This window comes from Mycolicibacter senuensis (assembly GCF_002101885.1).
Lineage (GTDB): Bacteria > Actinomycetota > Actinomycetes > Mycobacteriales > Mycobacteriaceae > Mycobacterium > Mycobacterium senuense.
In genome coordinates, this window is the sequence record NZ_LQPS01000028.1 from 95,845 (window position 1) to 110,000 (window position 14,156).

The window sequence follows — 14,156 nt, forward strand, 5'->3', positions numbered from 1 at the left end:
GCGAGAAAAATGATGAAATACATTGCGGTTGCGGCCATGGCCGCCGGTGTGCTGCTGTCCAGTGGGTGCTCGGCCTCGCAGGTGATGAATACCGGAGGCGACACCAGGTGCAAGGACTTCGTCGAGCAGGACGAGAAGAAGCAGGACGACGAGATCAGCAAGATGCTCAAAGACAAGAGCGGCGCGGAACCCTCCAACTTGGAGATTTCGGCAACCCGTTTGTCGGTCGCGACTTACTGCAAGACGGTGGGAACTCCGGACAGCAAGATATCCGAGGCCCCGCACGGCTGAGCGTGGCGTGATACCCGGAACCGTCCCCGGAATGGGCGCTGGAACGGGATCAGAAGAAATTGCTGAAAAGCAGGTTCAACGAGTCGAACACGGCCTGGAACGGATCACTGTTGGCGACCCCGTGGAACAGTAGCGCGCTGAGCCAGGCATCGAAGGCGTTGATCTCGCTGTTGTCGATGTCGATGTAGGTCAGCATGCCGTCTACGGAACTGGTCGCGTTGGCGATCTGGTCGGGGGTCAATCCCAGGTACTGCACGTGGGGACCGAAGATGCCCAGCAGCGCGCCCCAGAGACCGTAGTTGTCATAGGCGTCGGCGAAATTGGAGACCGGGTCATCGGGCAGACCGTAGATGGTCGCCGAATACAGGTCGTTGGGCGTCAGATCGCCCAACACCTCGGTCATGCCGAGCAGGTTGAGCAGGAAGTCGGTGAGGTCCTTGCCCAGCGTCGCGTACATGGCGTCTTCCAGGTACTGCCAGACGCCGTCCGGGGCGGACGGGTCGCCGATGAACACGAAGTGCAACGAGTCGGTGGGGATGCCCGCTTCGACGAGTCGGCTCATGGCGATCGACGCTGCGGTGGCGCTCTGCGAGTAGGCGAAGATCGTCAGCGGGTTATCGGCGTCGAAGGCGCCCGGGTTGGCGTCGAACTGGTTCTGGACGGCGAGCGTGATCAGCGACGCACCCGTCAGGCTGCTCGGGCCCTGCTGTAACAACTCCGGTGTCGTCAGCACCTGCAACGGGGCGCTGCAGGGGTCGGTGCCGTCCATGTAGCAGACCGTGGAGTCGGTTGAGCCACCGTTGAATCCCAGTGGGTTCAGATACAGGTTCTCGGCAGACCGTGCGTATTCCGGCGAGGGCGTCGGCTGGCCGGTACCGCCGAGGATGAGCGCGGTCTGGCTGCCCGCCAGCGGGCCGTCGGCGGCCAGCAGCGCCGCTTCGAGGAGCAGCGAACCGAGGGGTTGGCTGATCGCCGCGCCGGATGCGGCGACGATCATGCCGGCAGTGGCGAACTGGGCGACTGCGGCCTTGTAGCTGCCCCGCCGGCGCGTTGCCCGCGCTACCGGAACCGTGGCGTATCTGCTGCTGTGCATCACATGTGATTATCACATTCTCATGTTTGAGTCTATGGTTCTCCCAGCCATTGCGTTCACTGCGTTCCGCGTCGCGAAGGAGGATTCATGGATCAACAGACCTATGACCGGGGCCGCGAGATCCGCGCGGCCGTCCTCGGCGAAGCGTATGTGGCCCAGGCCGCAACCGGTGACGACTTCTCCACGCCGTTCCAGGACTTGGTCACCGAATACTGTTGGGGCGCAGTGTGGGGACGCGACGGCCTGTCGCGCAAGACGCGCAGCATGCTCAACCTCGCGATGATCGCGGTGCTCAACCGGCCCAACGAACTGCGCACCCACGTCAAGGGAGCACTCACCAACGGCGTCACGCGCGAAGAGATCCGGGAGGTCTTCATGCAGGTGGCGATCTACGCCGGCGTCCCCGCCGCCGTCGACAGCTTCCGGATCGCCCGCGAGGCCTTCGCCGAATACGAGAGCAGCTGATGATCGGCTTCATCGGCCTGGGAAACATGGGCTTTCCGATGGCAGGCCGACTGGCCGCAGCCGGTCGCGACCTGGTGGTCTACGACACCCGCGGCGACGTGATCGACCGCGCAACGAAGTTCGGCGCCCATGCGGCATCCTCCCCGCAGCAGGTGGCCGACCGGGCGGAGATCGTGCTGGCCAGTCTGCCGTCGGTGCAGGCGTCCTCGGCGGTCGCCGAATCGGTGGCAGGCGGCGCGAAGATCAAGCTGTTCATCGACCTTTCAACCGTGGGAACCACTGCCGCGCAGCACAATCACGCCACGCTGCAGGCCGGCGGCGTCGCCGCGCTGGACGCCCCGGTCAGCGGCGGCGTGGGCGGGGCGACACAGGGCAGCCTGGCCATCATGGTCTCCGGGCCGCGCGCCGCGTTCGACACCGCCAAGGTGCTGTTGGAAGAGCTCGGCCGTCCGTTCTTCGTCGACGAGAAACCCGGCGCCGCCCAGACGATGAAACTGGTCAACAACCTGATGGCGGCCACCACGCTGGCCGCCACCGCCGAAGTCATGGTGATGGGCGTCAAGGCCGGCCTCGACCCGCAGGTGATGATCGATGTGCTCAATGCGGGCTCGGGTGGAACCCATGCCAGCCGCGACAAGTTCCCGAAAGCGGTGCTGCCCAGGACATTCGACTACGGGTTCGCGACCGGGCTGATGGTCAAGGACATACGGCTCTACCTGGACGAGGCCAGCGCCCTGGGCCTGCCGAGGCAACTCGCCGACGCGGTGGCCGCCCTGTGGGAGTCGACGTTGCGTGACGAGGGCCCCGAATCCGACTTCACCTCCATCGTCAAGGTGTTGGAGAGAACCGCCGGGGTGACCGTGGGCGACTCAGAAGAAGTCGTTGAACAGTAATTGCAGTGAGTCCCAGAGGCTCTCGAACAGGCCGCTGTTGGCGGCCCCGCCGCTGAACACCGCGTCGAGCCAGGCGGTGAGGCCGTTGATGTCGCTGTCGTCGATGTTGACGTAGGTCAGCGCGCCGTCGACCGTCGTGGTCGCGTCGGCGACCTGCTCCGGCGTCAGCCCGAAGTACTCCACGTGCGGCCCTAATATGCTCAGCAGCGCGCCCCACAGGCCCTCGGAGGCGTAGACGTCCAGGAAGTTGGGGATCGGATCGTCGGGCAGGCTGTAAATGGTTGCCGGGTACAGATCATTCGGCGTCAAATTGCCCAGGACGTCGGTCGTCCCGGCAAGATTCAGGAGATAGTTCGTCAGGCTCGGGCCGAGTATCGCGGCCATGGCTGCTTCCAGGTGCTGCCAGATGCCGTCCGGGGTGGAGGGGTCGCCGATGAACACGAAGTGCAGCGAATCGAGCGGGACGCCTGCTTCGGCGAGTCGGGTCATGGCGATCGACTCGGCGGTGGCGCTTTGGGAGTAGCCGAAGATCGTCAGCGGATGTTCGGCGTCGAATGCGCCGGGGTTGGCGTCGAATTGGTTCTGCACGGCGAGCACGATCGCCGACGCGGCCGTGAGGCTGCTCGGTCCCTGCTGGATCAGTTGCGGTGTCGTGAGCACCTGAAGTGGGGCGCTGCACGGGTCGGTGCCGTCCATATAGCAGACCGTGGAGTCGGTTGATCCGCCGTTGAACCCCAACGGGTTCAGGTACAGGTTCTCGACGGTCCGCGCGTATTCCGGTGAGGGCGTCGGTTGGGTGGTTCCCCCGAGGATGAGCGCCGTTAGGCTGCCCGCCAGCGGGCCTTCGGCGGCCAGCAGCGTCGCGGCGGCGTGCACCGACGAACCGATCCCCACGCCGGCCGTGGCCGCCATCATGGCGACCACGCCGGCCTGCGCAACCGTGCTCTTGATCCCGCCCCGTTTTCTCACCGCTTTTGCTTATCACACGCTGATATTGCGTTCGGGGGTTTTTGCGATCGCCGACGCCGGCGAAAGTTCAGAGCGTGTCGGGGCACAGGTTGTGCTGCGCGGCGCTGATCAGCATGCGGCCCTTCTCGACGTCATTCGGGCTCACCTGGGCCAGCGTCTGTTCGGGCTTCTCGCCCAGATGCAGCCGGTTGCATGCCATCCACCCGTTCGCCACGACCACACCATCGGGCAGCTGGGCGTCGCCGACCGTCAAACCGGGGAAGCCGTTGGCTCGCAGTTCATTGAGGAACCCTTCCTCGTCGGCGCTGGCCAGCGGCGCGCCGAGGAAGCCGAGGGCGCATCCCATCGCGAGGGTCCCGAACAGAAGCTGATTACGCATGTGATTCCCCTCGCCGTCGACGGCCTGCGCCGTGAGGAAGCGTAACGGTGTTGCGGTCGGCGAAACCGGATAACGGCGCGATTTCAGCCCAGTGGGGTCACCGTCCCGCCGGGCTGCAGACCGCCGGGACGGTACGGCCCGGTCAGCAGCGAGGGGGAGGGGGCGAACGCACCGACCAGCTGGCCGGTGTCGGGGCAGTAGTAGACGTCGCTCAGATCGCCGCAGAGCCGCTGGTCGGAGCAGCGGGCCGGATCAACACCGGCCGCGGCAACCGGGCCGGCGCCGAGCGCGGCGGAAAGCGCTGCCAGCGCGGCGAGGCCGGACACCATGACGGGTGCAGGTTTCATACCCGCGATCCAACCCGAGGGGCCCGACAAGCCATCGCGCAGCGAACAGCCCCCGAATCAACGGGGGCTGTCGCGATTCTGTCCGAGGTCCGCCGGTGTGACGCCGCTCAGCCGCTGGGCCGCAGGCAGCGCAGCGCGGCGTGCCGCTCGGATTCGGACATGCCGCCCCAGATCCCGTAGGGCTCACCGACGGCAAGCGCGTGCGCACGGCACTGTTCCATCACCGGGCACCTGCGGCACCACCGCTTGGCGTTCTGCTCCCGCTGCGCCCGGGCCCGGCCGCGCTCCCCGTCGGGCGGAAAGAACACCGAGGAGTCAAGGCCGCGGCACGCTCCTCGGAGTTGCCAGTCCCATACGTCCGCATTGCGGCCGGGCAGCTGCTCAACCTGTGCCATGGGAGCCCCTCTCAAACGCTGGTCGACCGGATCGGTTGCGGCCGTTGAGGTGTCTGGTGGTACGCGTAAAACAGCGCCGGCTGCGTCCGGCGCTGTGGGGACCGTAACCAAAGCGTCTGAAGTTAGGCCTACGTAACTGTTAAGAAAGGCTGGCCTGAGTCGATGGACATCCCCTGAGGACGGATGTCCACCAGGGCGGACGGCTGCGAGGTTGGTCCGGGCGCGTAACGTCGCGCAGCGATGACCGAGGACCCAGACGCGGCGCTGGCCGCCGCCGCCTTCGGCGATGCGCCCGGCCGCTGGCCGCTGCCCGCGGCCAGCACCCCCCGGCAGCGGTGGCTGCGTGCGGTCGCCGCCGGTGGACAGGGCCGTTACGCCAGCGCCGGCACCGAACTGGCGGCGCTGCTGCGCCAGCGGCCGGCCGGCCCCCTGGTGTCGCTGGCCCACAGCACGCAGGCGTCGTTCCTGCGCCAGCTCGGTGGGCATGAGCTGGCCCGCGGTCTCGACGGCCGGGCGCTGGCGCTGGCCTTCAACGAAGTCGACCCGGAGGCCACCGCGGATGCGCTGGTCGGGCTGGCCGCCGACGCCCTGGGCGTGGGACGCTTCGCGGCCTCGGCGGCACTGCTGGAACGGGTGGGAGAGCTGCCGCCGGGCCCGGCGCGCCTGGCGGTGCGCCGGAACTGGGTGACAGCCGAATTGGCCATGGTCACCGGCGACGGTGCCACCGCGGTGCGGCATGCCGAGCAGGCCCTGGAGTTGACTCCCGAGACGATGGCGCGCCACCGGGTGAAAAGCCGGGTGGTGCTGGCCGGGGCGCTGTGCTGCGCCGGCAACGTCGACAAAGCCTGCGGCGTGGCCGACGCCGCATTGGTGGATGCTGAGCGGCTGGGTCTGGTTCCGCTGCGCTGGGCGCTGGCCTGCATGTTGATCGACTTGACAGACGTAGCCGGTGCGCGGTGGACCCGCGAGGAGTTGCTGAGGCTACGTGACGATGCCGCCGAGCTGGTGCGTCACCGCGGCGGCAGGTGGCAGAGCGGCTGATCGGCGGCTCAGCGGTAGCCGTCGGCCTCCGAGGTCGCCCCGTTGAGCGAGGCATCGGCGTAGCCGCGGCAGTAATCCCAGGTCACGTAGCTGTCGGGTTCCGGGTCGTAAGCCGGTTCGTGCGGGCGGACGGTGCCGTCGATGAGCAGTTGCAGCAGGTTGGCCCGCAACATGTCCCAGTCGTGGTAGTGGTCCTGCTGGCAGTCGTCGCAGCACACCACCAAGCCGCGGATGCCCCGGTGCGCCAACAGTGCCTCGTAGACCGCAAGGTCGGCGAGATCGGCCTCGACCGCGGTCCGCTCCTGCGGATCCAGCGGTTGCCCCGGCTCGACGGCGTCCAGCGCGGCAGACGGGTCGTGGGGATCGTCGGCGAACGGGTCGGGCGGTAAACCGGGTGGCAGGTGGTCACGCACGCCATCAGGGTACGCAGAGGGCACGACAGAATGCCAGCGGCCGGTCCAACCGTCCGCCTAACCGGCGGGGGTGGTGGGGGAAACGAACGCCGCCGCGCGTCGCGATTAGGATGGACCTCTCACCCCGGCTGCGTAGTGGAGGCTCCCGATGGCCGTTGGTTATCTAAAGCGGAAGTCAGTGCCCAAATGACCGGTTCCTATGCCCCCGGCGCCCCCGGTGCCCCCGGCACCCTCGACGATGCGACGCCCACCGGCGGCGCCGCCGGAGGGCATCCGCCCAAGATCGCCATGCTGGGGCTGACCTTCGACGACGTGCTGCTGCTTCCGGCGGCCTCCGACGTGGTGCCGGCCACCGCCGACACCTCCAGCCGGCTGACCCGCAACATCACGCTCAAGGTGCCGCTGGTCAGCTCCGCGATGGACACCGTCACCGAGGCCCGGATGGCGATCGCGATGGCGCGCGCCGGTGGCATGGGCGTGCTGCACCGCAATCTGCCGGTCACCGAGCAGGCCGGCCAGGTCGAGACCGTGAAGCGCTCCGAAGCCGGGATGGTCACCGACCCCGTCACCTGCACGCCGGAGAACACCCTGGCCGAGGTGGACGCGCTGTGCGCGCGGTTCCGGATCTCCGGGCTGCCCGTCGTCGACAAGGACGGACAGCTCGTCGGGATCATCACCAACCGGGACATGCGCTTCGAGGTCGACCAGAACAAGCCGGTAGCCGAGGTGATGACCAAGGCGCCGCTGATCACCGCGCAGGAGGGCGTCTCCGCCGACGCCGCGCTGGGCCTGCTGCGCCGGCACAAGATCGAGAAGCTGCCGATCGTCGACGGCCGCGGCAAGCTGACCGGGTTGATCACCGTCAAGGACTTCGTCAAGACCGAGCAGCACCCGCTGGCCACCAAGGACAGCGACGGCCGGCTGCTGGTCGGGGCCGCGGTCGGCGTCGGCGCCGACGCCTGGGTGCGGGCGATGACGCTGGCCGACGCGGGGGTGGACGTGCTGATCGTCGACACCGCACACGCCCACAACCGGGGTGTGCTCGACATGGTCGGCAAGCTCAAGGCCGAGGTGGGCGAGCGCGTCGATGTGGTCGGCGGCAACGTGGCCACCCGCAGTGGGGCGGCCGCGCTGGTCGAGGCCGGCGCGGACGCGGTCAAGGTCGGGGTCGGTCCCGGCTCCATCTGCACCACCCGGGTGGTCGCCGGGGTGGGCGCCCCGCAGATCACCGCCATCATGGAGGCCGTGGCGGTCTGCGGGCCGGCGGGCGTGCCGGTGATCGCCGACGGCGGGTTGCAGTACTCCGGTGACATCGCCAAGGCGCTGGCCGCCGGGGCGTCGACGACCATGCTCGGCTCGCTGCTGGCCGGCACCGCCGAGTCGCCCGGTGAACTGATCTTCGTCAACGGCAAGCAGTTCAAGAGCTACCGCGGTATGGGATCGCTGGGCGCCATGCAGGGCCGCGGTGGTGCTAAGTCCTACTCCAAGGACCGCTACTTCCAAGACGACGCGCTCTCCGAGGACAAGCTGGTGCCCGAGGGCATCGAGGGCCGGGTGCCGTTCCGCGGTCCGCTGACCACCGTCATCCATCAGCTGACCGGCGGGCTGCGGGCGGCGATGGGCTACACCGGATCGCCTACCATCGTGGCGCTGCAGGCCGCGCAGTTCGTGCGGATCACCGCCGCGGGTTTGAAAGAGAGCCACCCGCACGACATCACCATGACCGTCGAAGCGCCGAACTACTACGTGCGCTGAGCAGCCGTCCGTCCCCGGCACATTCTCGCGTAGCGAAACAGAAACGAGGCTGACCCGTCATGCGTGACATGGTTGAGATCGGTATGGGCCGCACCGCCCGGCGCACCTACGAGCTCGACGACATCAACATCGTGCCGTCCCGGCGCACGCGCTCCTCCAAGGACGTCTCCACGGCCTGGCAGCTGGATGCCTACCGCCTCGAGATCCCGGTGCTGGCCCACCCCACCGACGCGCTGGTCTCCCCGGAGTTCGCGATCGAGATGGGGCGCCTCGGCGGTCTGGGGGTGCTCAACGGCGAAGGGCTGATCGGCCGGCACGCCGACATCGAGGCCAAGGTCGCCCAGGTCATCGAGGTCGCCGCCAAGGAGCCGGAGCCCGAGGCGTCGATCCGGCTGCTGCAGCAGTTGCACGCCGCGCCGTTGGACCCCGAGCTGCTCGGTGCCGCGGTGGCGCGGATCAGCGAGGCCGGGGTGACCACCGCGGTGCGGGTGAGCCCGCAGAACGCCGCCGCACTGACCCCGGTCCTGGTGGCCGCCGGCGTCGACCTGCTGGTCATCCAGGGCACCATCATCTCCGCCGAGCGGGTCGCGAACAACGGGGAGCCGCTCAACCTCAAGACGTTCATCTCCGAGCTCGACATCCCGGTGGTGGCCGGCGGCGTGATCGACCACCGCACCGCGCTGCACCTGATGCGCACCGGCGCGGCCGGGGTGATCGTCGGCTACGGCTCCACCGCCGGGGTGACCACCTCCGATGAGGTGCTGGGGATCTCGGTGCCGATGGCCACCGCGATCGCCGACGCCGCCGCGGCCCGCCGGGAGTACCTGGACGAGACCGGCGGGCGTTACGTGCATGTGCTGGCCGACGGCGACATCCACACCTCCGGGGACCTGGCCAAGGCGATCGCCTGCGGCGCCGACGCGGTGGTGCTGGGCACGCCGCTGGCCGCGGCCGCCGAGGCGCAGGGCGACGGCTGGTATTGGCCGTCAGCGGCCGCGCACCCGTCGCTGCCGCGGGGGGCGCTGATGCAGGTCGCCTACGGTGAGCGCCCGGGCCTGGCGCAGGTGCTCGACGGGCCCTCGGACGACCCGTTCGGCTCGTTGAACCTGGTCGGCGGGCTGCGCCGGTCGATGGCCAAGGCCGGCTACTGCGACCTCAAGGAATTCCAGAAGGTCGGGCTGACCGTCGGCAGTTGAGCACCCAGGGTCACCTATCCGGCCCGGTTACCGGCGAGTAGGGCCATACTGTGAGGCATGCAGCCTGATCGCCAACCTGACTATGACGTCCTCATCATCGGCTCGGGGTTCGGTGGCAGCGTCAGTGCGCTGCGACTGACCGAGAAGGGTTACCGGGTCGGTGTTTTGGAGGCGGGCCGCCGCTACGCCGACCCGGACTTCGCCAAGAACTCCTGGCACCTGCGGGAATTCCTGTGGGCGCCCAAGCTGGGTTGCTACGGCATCCAGCGGATCCACCTGCTCAACAACGTCATGGTGCTGGCCGGCGCCGGGGTGGGCGGCGGATCGCTGAACTACGCCAACACCCTCTACGTCCCGCCGGAGCCGTTCTTCGCCGACAAGCAGTGGGCGCACATCACCGACTGGCGCGCCGAACTCATGCCGCACTACGACCAGGCCCAGCGAATGCTCGGGGTGGTCAAGAACCCGACGTTCACCGACGCCGACCGCATCGTCAAGCAGGTCGCCGACGACATGGGAGTCGGTGACACGTTCGTGCCCACACCCGTCGGGGTGTTCTTCGGCGAGGGCGGCGAGAAGACCCCGGGCAAGACGGTGGCCGACCCCTACTTCGGCGGCGCCGGCCCGCAGCGAACCGGTTGCCTCGAGTGCGGCGAGTGCATGACGGGCTGCCGCTGGGGCGCCAAGAACACCCTGGTGAAGAACTACCTGTACCTCGCGGAATCAGCGGGCGCGCAAGTGCATCCGATGACGACCGTGACCGCCTTCGAGCAGGACGACGACGGGCTGTGGCAGGTGCGGACGGTGCGCACCGGGCTGCGGGTGCGCCGGCACCGCAAGACCTTCACCGCCCGGTACCTGGTCCTGGCCGCCGGCACCTACAACACCCAGAAGCTGCTGTTCAAGATGCGGGACAGCGGAAGACTGAGCAAGCTGTCGAGCCAACTGGGGGTACTTACCCGCACCAACTCCGAATCGATCGTCGGCGCAGCAACCTTGAAGGTCAATCCGGATTTGGATCTGACCCACGGGGTGGCGATCACCTCTTCGATCCATCCCACCGCCGACACCCACGTCGAACCGGTCCGCTACGGCAAGGGCTCCAACGCGATGGGCCTGTTGCAGACCCTGATGACCGACGGCCCGAGCCCCGCGGGCTCACAAAGCACCGACGTCCCACGCTGGCGGCAACTGGTGGATCAGGCCCGCGAAGACCCCGCGCACATCGTGCGGCTGCTCAACCCGAAACAGTGGAGCGAGCGCACGGTGATCGCGCTGGTCATGCAGCACCTGGACAACTCGATCACCACCTTCACCCGACGCGGCAGACTGGGCATCCGCCGCTACACCAGCAAGCAGGGCCACGGCGAGCCGAACCCGAGCTGGATCCCGGTCGGCAACGAGGTCACCCGGCGCATCGCCGCCAAGATCGACGGCGTGGCCGGCGGCACCTGGGGCGAGTTGTTCAACATTCCGCTCACCGCGCACTTCCTGGGTGGGGCGGCGATCGGGGACAGTCCCGAGCACGGCGTCATCGATCCCTACCAGCGGGTGTACGGCTACCCGACGCTGTCGGTGGCCGACGGTGCGGCGGTCTCGGCCAACCTCGGCGTCAACCCGTCGCTGTCGATCACCGCGCAGGCCGAGCGGGCCGCGTCGCTGTGGCCGAACAAGGGTGAGGCCGACCAGCGGCCGGCCCAGGGCGAGCCCTACCGGCGGCTGGAGCCGATCGCGCCGAAGAACCCGGCGGTACCCGATCAGGCCGTCGGCGCGCTGCGCTGGGCCTCCGGCATCGGCTGAGGCGTCACCGCGCGAACTGGCGCCGGTGGGCGGGCGCGCGGCCGGGCGGCTGCATCGGTGGCGGCAGCAGCGGCTCGCGCGGACACGCCGGCACCGTGGTGGGTGCCTGTGTGCTCAGTTCGAGTTCCTTGCCGGCATGGTGGATCGTCAGCCGGCCGTCCGGGCCGTCGCGCAGGGTGTAGCTGACCTCGTCGTCGGTGGCGCTGACCGTCACGCGGAATCCCTTCCAGCGCAACCGGAATCGCAGGCGTGAAATCCCCTCGGGCAAAGCCGGGTTCAGCGTCAGCACGCCCTGGTCGTCACGCAGCCCGCCGAACCCGGCCACCAGCGAGAGCCAGGTCCCGGCCAGGGCCGCCAGGTGCAGTCCCTCGCGGGTGTTGTCGTGCAGATCGCGCAGGTCGACGAACGCCGTCTCGTAGGTGTAGTCGTGGGCCAGCTCCAGGTGCCCCACCTCGGCGCACATCACCGCCTGGGTGCACGCCGACAGTGACGAGTCCCGCACCGTGCGCCGCTCGTAGTAGTCGACGTTGCGGGCCTTCTGCTCAGGGGTGAACGCGTGGCTGCGCCAGTGCATGGCCAACAGCACGTCGGCCTGCTTGACCACCTGGGCCGGGTACAGCCGCACGTAGGGCTCGTTGAGCAACAGCGGGTAGGTGGTCCGGTTGTCGAAGTCCCACTCCGCGGCGGAGGTGAAGCCTTCGCACTGCGGGTGAACGCCGAGCTCCTCGTCGTAGGGGATGTGCGTCGCGTCGGCGGCATCCCGCCAGCCGGCCATCTCCTCGTTGGTGACCCCCAACTCGTGGGCGGCATCGGGGTGGCGGGCGCATGCCTCGGCGGCGGTGCGCAGGTTGTGGGCGGCCATCAGGTTGGTGAACAGGTTGTCGCGGACGATCGCGGTGTACTCGTCGGGGCCGGTCACCCCCGACAGGTGCCACACCCCGTGCCGGTCGTGGTGGCCCAGCGATCGCCACAGCCTGGCCGTCTCGATCAGCACCTCCAGCCCGCACTCGGCCTCCAGGGAGCCGTCCCCGGTGACGAGCCGGTACTGCTCGAACGCCGCGGCGATGTCGGCGTTGATGTGCCAGGCGGCGGTGCCGGCCGGCCAGTACCCCGAGCATTCCTGGCCGCGGATCGTCCGCCACGGGAACGCCGCCCCGGCCAGCCCGAGTTCGGTGGCCCGGTCGCGGGCCAGGTCGAGCGTCGAGGACCGCCAGCGCAGCGCGTCGGCCGCCGCGTGCGGAGCGGTGTAGGTCAGCACCGGGATGATGAAACTCTCACTGTCCCAGAACGTGTGGCCGTCGTATCCGGTGCCGGTCAGTCCCTTGCTGGGGATCGCCCGGCGTTCGGCGCGGGCGCTGGCCTGCAGCAGGTGGAACAGCGCGAAACGGACCGCCTGCTGGCAGTCCGGGTCGCCGTCGACCTCGACGTCGGCGCCGTCCCAGAACTCGTCGAGGTAGGCCCGCTGGGAATCCAGCAGCCCCTGCCAGCCGCTGTAGCGGGCACCGGTCAGCGCCGCGATCGCCTGGTCGCGCAGCGCGGGCCGGGACCGCTCACTGGACCAGCCGTAGGCCAGGTACTTGATGATCCGCAGTTGCTGTCCGGGGCGCAGCCCGCACACCACGGTGGTCGCGGCCACGTCGGAAATCGCCATGGTGTTGACCTGGACCCGGCCCGGTACCTCGATCTCGTGGTGCATGGCCGCGGCCATCATCAGGTCACTGGCCCGGGTGCGGTGCACCAGCACCGCCCCGCGGTCGGTGTTCTCCCGCTCCACGGCCTCCAGCGGGTTGTCCAGGATCGCCGCGACCCGCGGGTCGCCGGAGGTCGGCGGTTGGTCCTCGTTGGCGACCAACTCGGATTGCACTGTCACACGCGCGAATTCGTCGACCGCCTCGACGACGTATTCGATGGCCGCGACGCTGCGCTGGGACAGTGACACCAGTCGGGTCGAGTGCACCTTGACCTGTTTGCCGGCCGGGGAGCGCCAGTGCACCCGGCGGGTCAGGGTGCCCGCCCGCATGTCCAGGATGCGCTCGTGGTCGACCAGTTCGCCGTAGCGGACGTCGAACGGCTCGTCGTCGACCATCAGCCGCAGGATCTTGCCGTTGGTCACGCTGACGACGGTCTGCCCGGCCTGCGGATAGCCGTACCCGGCTTCGGCGTAGGGCAGCGGTCGCACCTCGTAGAACGAGTTCAGGTAGGTGCCGGGCAGGCCGTACGGCTCGCCCTCGTCGAGGTTGCCGCGCAAGCCGATGTGCCCGTTGGACAGCGTGAACAGCGATTCGGTCTGCCCGAGCAGATCCAGGTCGAGCCCGATTTCGCGGATCTGCCACGGTTCGATCGGAAAATAGTCCTCAGGAATCATTCGGCCTGCTCTCCCAACAGTTCCTCCAGATCGGTGACAACGACGTCGGCGCCGTGGCGCAGCAGGTCCTCGGCCTGACCTACCCGATCCACGCCTACCACGAAACCGAAGTCGCCGGCTCGTCCGGCCGCCACCCCCGACAGTGCGTCCTCGAACACCGCGGCCGCGGCGGGAGCGACGTCGAGCAGCTGCGCCGCCCGCAGGAACGAGTCCGGGGCCGGCTTGCCCGCGATGTGCTCAGTGCGCAATGTCACTCCGTCGACGCGCACTGCGATGAACTTCTCCAGGCCGGTGATCGCCAGCACCTCGCCGGCGTTGGCGCTGGCCGACACCACCGCGGTGGCCATGCCGGCCGCGGTGACCGCCGCCAGGTAGCGCCGCGACCCTTCGAACACATCGACCCCGTCGGCCTGCAGCGCCGTGAGGAACGCCGCGTTCTTGCGGTTGCCCAGGCCGTGCACGGTTTCGGCGTCGGGCGGGTCGTCGTCGCCGCCGTCGGGCAGCACGATGTCACGGCTGGCCAGAAAGGTGCGCACCCCGTCGTCGCGTTTCCGGCCGTCGACGAATCGCCGGTAGTCGTCCACCGGGTCGAACGGCACGAACGGCCCGCCGGTGCGTTCGGCGCGCACCGACAGATAGCCGTCGAACATGGCCTTCCATGCCTTGGTGTGCACGCTGGCGGTGTCGGTGAGCACACCGTCGAGGTCGAACAGGCAGGCGCGCACCGTTTCGGGCAGGCCCAGCACCATGAACG

The 14,156-nt window shown here is 68.8% G+C and carries 15 protein-coding genes; 7 read left to right on the top strand and 8 right to left on the bottom strand.

The features are described 5' to 3' along the window. Positions 1-9: 9 nt before the first annotated feature. A complete protein-coding gene (locus AWC24_RS06615; RefSeq protein ID WP_085083197.1) occupies positions 10-291 on the top strand; it encodes a hypothetical protein in 282 nt (93 codons plus the stop codon). 49 nt (positions 292-340) lie between these two features. Here AWC24_RS06615 and AWC24_RS06620 read toward each other — a convergent pair whose 3' ends face one another. Next, the gene (locus tag AWC24_RS06620; RefSeq protein WP_234807278.1) at positions 341-1,384 is read right to left on the bottom strand and encodes a PE-PPE domain-containing protein; all 1,044 of its coding nucleotides are present in this window, start codon (positions 1,382-1,384) and stop codon (positions 341-343) included. 87 nt (positions 1,385-1,471) lie between these two features. Here AWC24_RS06620 and AWC24_RS06625 point away from each other — a divergent pair, with 87 nt between their 5' ends. Continuing rightward, the gene (locus AWC24_RS06625; protein ID WP_085083295.1) at positions 1,472-1,849 is read left to right on the top strand and encodes a carboxymuconolactone decarboxylase family protein; all 378 of its coding nucleotides are present in this window, start codon (positions 1,472-1,474) and stop codon (positions 1,847-1,849) included. Then, positions 1,846-2,742 (top strand): NAD(P)-dependent oxidoreductase, encoded by an 897-nt coding sequence (locus tag AWC24_RS06630; protein WP_085083296.1) that lies wholly within the window; start codon positions 1,846-1,848, stop codon positions 2,740-2,742. Before AWC24_RS06625 ends, AWC24_RS06630 begins: the two co-directional genes overlap by 4 nt. Here the strand turns inward: AWC24_RS06630 and AWC24_RS06635 are convergent. The 4 genes from AWC24_RS06635 to AWC24_RS06650 all read right to left on the bottom strand — a co-directional run bounded on the left by AWC24_RS06635 (position 2,719) and on the right by AWC24_RS06650 (position 4,832). Next, positions 2,719-3,711 (bottom strand): PE-PPE domain-containing protein, encoded by a 993-nt coding sequence (locus AWC24_RS06635; RefSeq protein ID WP_234807279.1) that lies wholly within the window; start codon positions 3,709-3,711, stop codon positions 2,719-2,721. The two genes, AWC24_RS06630 and AWC24_RS06635, sit on opposite strands and share 24 nt — an antisense overlap. Before the next feature lie 67 nt (positions 3,712-3,778). Continuing rightward, on the bottom strand, positions 3,779-4,090 hold the full coding sequence (locus tag AWC24_RS06640; protein ID WP_085083199.1) for a DUF732 domain-containing protein: 312 nt from the start codon (positions 4,088-4,090) through the stop codon (positions 3,779-3,781). Positions 4,091-4,173: 83 nt separating this feature from the next. Continuing rightward, positions 4,174-4,437 carry a hypothetical protein gene (locus AWC24_RS06645; RefSeq protein WP_234807280.1) on the bottom strand — a complete coding sequence of 88 codons (264 nt, stop codon included), beginning with the start codon at positions 4,435-4,437 and terminating at the stop codon, positions 4,174-4,176. 107 nt (positions 4,438-4,544) lie between these two features. Continuing rightward, the gene (locus AWC24_RS06650) at positions 4,545-4,832 is read right to left on the bottom strand and encodes a WhiB family transcriptional regulator (protein WP_085083201.1); all 288 of its coding nucleotides are present in this window, start codon (positions 4,830-4,832) and stop codon (positions 4,545-4,547) included. Positions 4,833-5,072: 240 nt separating this feature from the next. On the opposite strand from AWC24_RS06650, the gene AWC24_RS06655 reads away from it, so the two are divergent. Next, positions 5,073-5,873, top strand: a complete 801-nt coding sequence (locus AWC24_RS06655) for a tetratricopeptide repeat protein (protein ID WP_085083203.1) — start codon at positions 5,073-5,075, stop codon at positions 5,871-5,873. An 8-nt stretch (positions 5,874-5,881) separates the two neighbouring features. On the opposite strand, the gene AWC24_RS06660 is transcribed toward AWC24_RS06655, so the two are convergent. Next, positions 5,882-6,286: a DUF5319 domain-containing protein gene (locus AWC24_RS06660; RefSeq protein ID WP_024440345.1), complete on the bottom strand. Its 405-nt coding sequence runs from the start codon at positions 6,284-6,286 to the stop codon at positions 5,882-5,884. Between the two features lie 186 nt (positions 6,287-6,472). On the opposite strand from AWC24_RS06660, the gene guaB reads away from it, so the two are divergent. The 3 genes from guaB to AWC24_RS06675 all read left to right on the top strand — a co-directional run bounded on the left by guaB (position 6,473) and on the right by AWC24_RS06675 (position 11,037). Further along, positions 6,473-8,041: an IMP dehydrogenase gene (guaB, locus tag AWC24_RS06665; RefSeq protein WP_085083205.1), complete on the top strand. Its 1,569-nt coding sequence runs from the start codon at positions 6,473-6,475 to the stop codon at positions 8,039-8,041. 68 nt (positions 8,042-8,109) lie between these two features. After that, the gene (locus AWC24_RS06670) at positions 8,110-9,237 is read left to right on the top strand and encodes a GuaB3 family IMP dehydrogenase-related protein (RefSeq protein ID WP_174813635.1); all 1,128 of its coding nucleotides are present in this window, start codon (positions 8,110-8,112) and stop codon (positions 9,235-9,237) included. A gap of 57 nt (positions 9,238-9,294) precedes the next feature. Continuing rightward, positions 9,295-11,037 (top strand): GMC oxidoreductase, encoded by a 1,743-nt coding sequence (locus AWC24_RS06675; protein ID WP_085083210.1) that lies wholly within the window; start codon positions 9,295-9,297, stop codon positions 11,035-11,037. Between the two features lie 4 nt (positions 11,038-11,041). Here the strand turns inward: AWC24_RS06675 and AWC24_RS06680 are convergent, their stop codons facing one another. Further along, positions 11,042-13,402, bottom strand: a complete 2,361-nt coding sequence (locus AWC24_RS06680; RefSeq protein ID WP_085083212.1) for a glycoside hydrolase family 65 protein — start codon at positions 13,400-13,402, stop codon at positions 11,042-11,044. Then, positions 13,399-14,148: a beta-phosphoglucomutase family hydrolase gene (locus AWC24_RS06685; RefSeq protein ID WP_207568310.1), complete on the bottom strand. Its 750-nt coding sequence runs from the start codon at positions 14,146-14,148 to the stop codon at positions 13,399-13,401. Before AWC24_RS06685 ends, AWC24_RS06680 begins: the two co-directional genes overlap by 4 nt. Positions 14,149-14,156 lie beyond the last annotated feature (8 nt).

What these genes read in the sequence shown, in the direction of transcription:
- AWC24_RS06650 (WP_085083201.1), bottom strand. Translation starts at nt 4,832, where the DNA reads ATGGCACAGGTTGAGCAGCTGCCCGGCCGCAATGCGGACGTATGGGAC.
- AWC24_RS06625 (WP_085083295.1), top strand. Translation starts at nt 1,472, where the DNA reads ATGGATCAACAGACCTATGACCGGGGCCGCGAGATCCGCGCGGCCGTC.
- AWC24_RS06645 (WP_234807280.1), bottom strand. Translation starts at nt 4,437, where the DNA reads ATGAAACCTGCACCCGTCATGGTGTCCGGCCTCGCCGCGCTGGCAGCG.
- AWC24_RS06615 (WP_085083197.1), top strand. Translation starts at nt 10, where the DNA reads ATGATGAAATACATTGCGGTTGCGGCCATGGCCGCCGGTGTGCTGCTG.
- AWC24_RS06680 (WP_085083212.1), bottom strand. Translation starts at nt 13,402, where the DNA reads ATGATTCCTGAGGACTATTTTCCGATCGAACCGTGGCAGATCCGCGAA.
- AWC24_RS06640 (WP_085083199.1), bottom strand. Translation starts at nt 4,090, where the DNA reads ATGCGTAATCAGCTTCTGTTCGGGACCCTCGCGATGGGATGCGCCCTC.
- AWC24_RS06620 (WP_234807278.1), bottom strand. Translation starts at nt 1,384, where the DNA reads ATGCACAGCAGCAGATACGCCACGGTTCCGGTAGCGCGGGCAACGCGC.
- guaB (WP_085083205.1), top strand. Translation starts at nt 6,473, where the DNA reads ATGACCGGTTCCTATGCCCCCGGCGCCCCCGGTGCCCCCGGCACCCTC.
- AWC24_RS06655 (WP_085083203.1), top strand. Translation starts at nt 5,073, where the DNA reads ATGACCGAGGACCCAGACGCGGCGCTGGCCGCCGCCGCCTTCGGCGAT.
- AWC24_RS06675 (WP_085083210.1), top strand. Translation starts at nt 9,295, where the DNA reads ATGCAGCCTGATCGCCAACCTGACTATGACGTCCTCATCATCGGCTCG.
- AWC24_RS06670 (WP_174813635.1), top strand. Translation starts at nt 8,110, where the DNA reads ATGGTTGAGATCGGTATGGGCCGCACCGCCCGGCGCACCTACGAGCTC.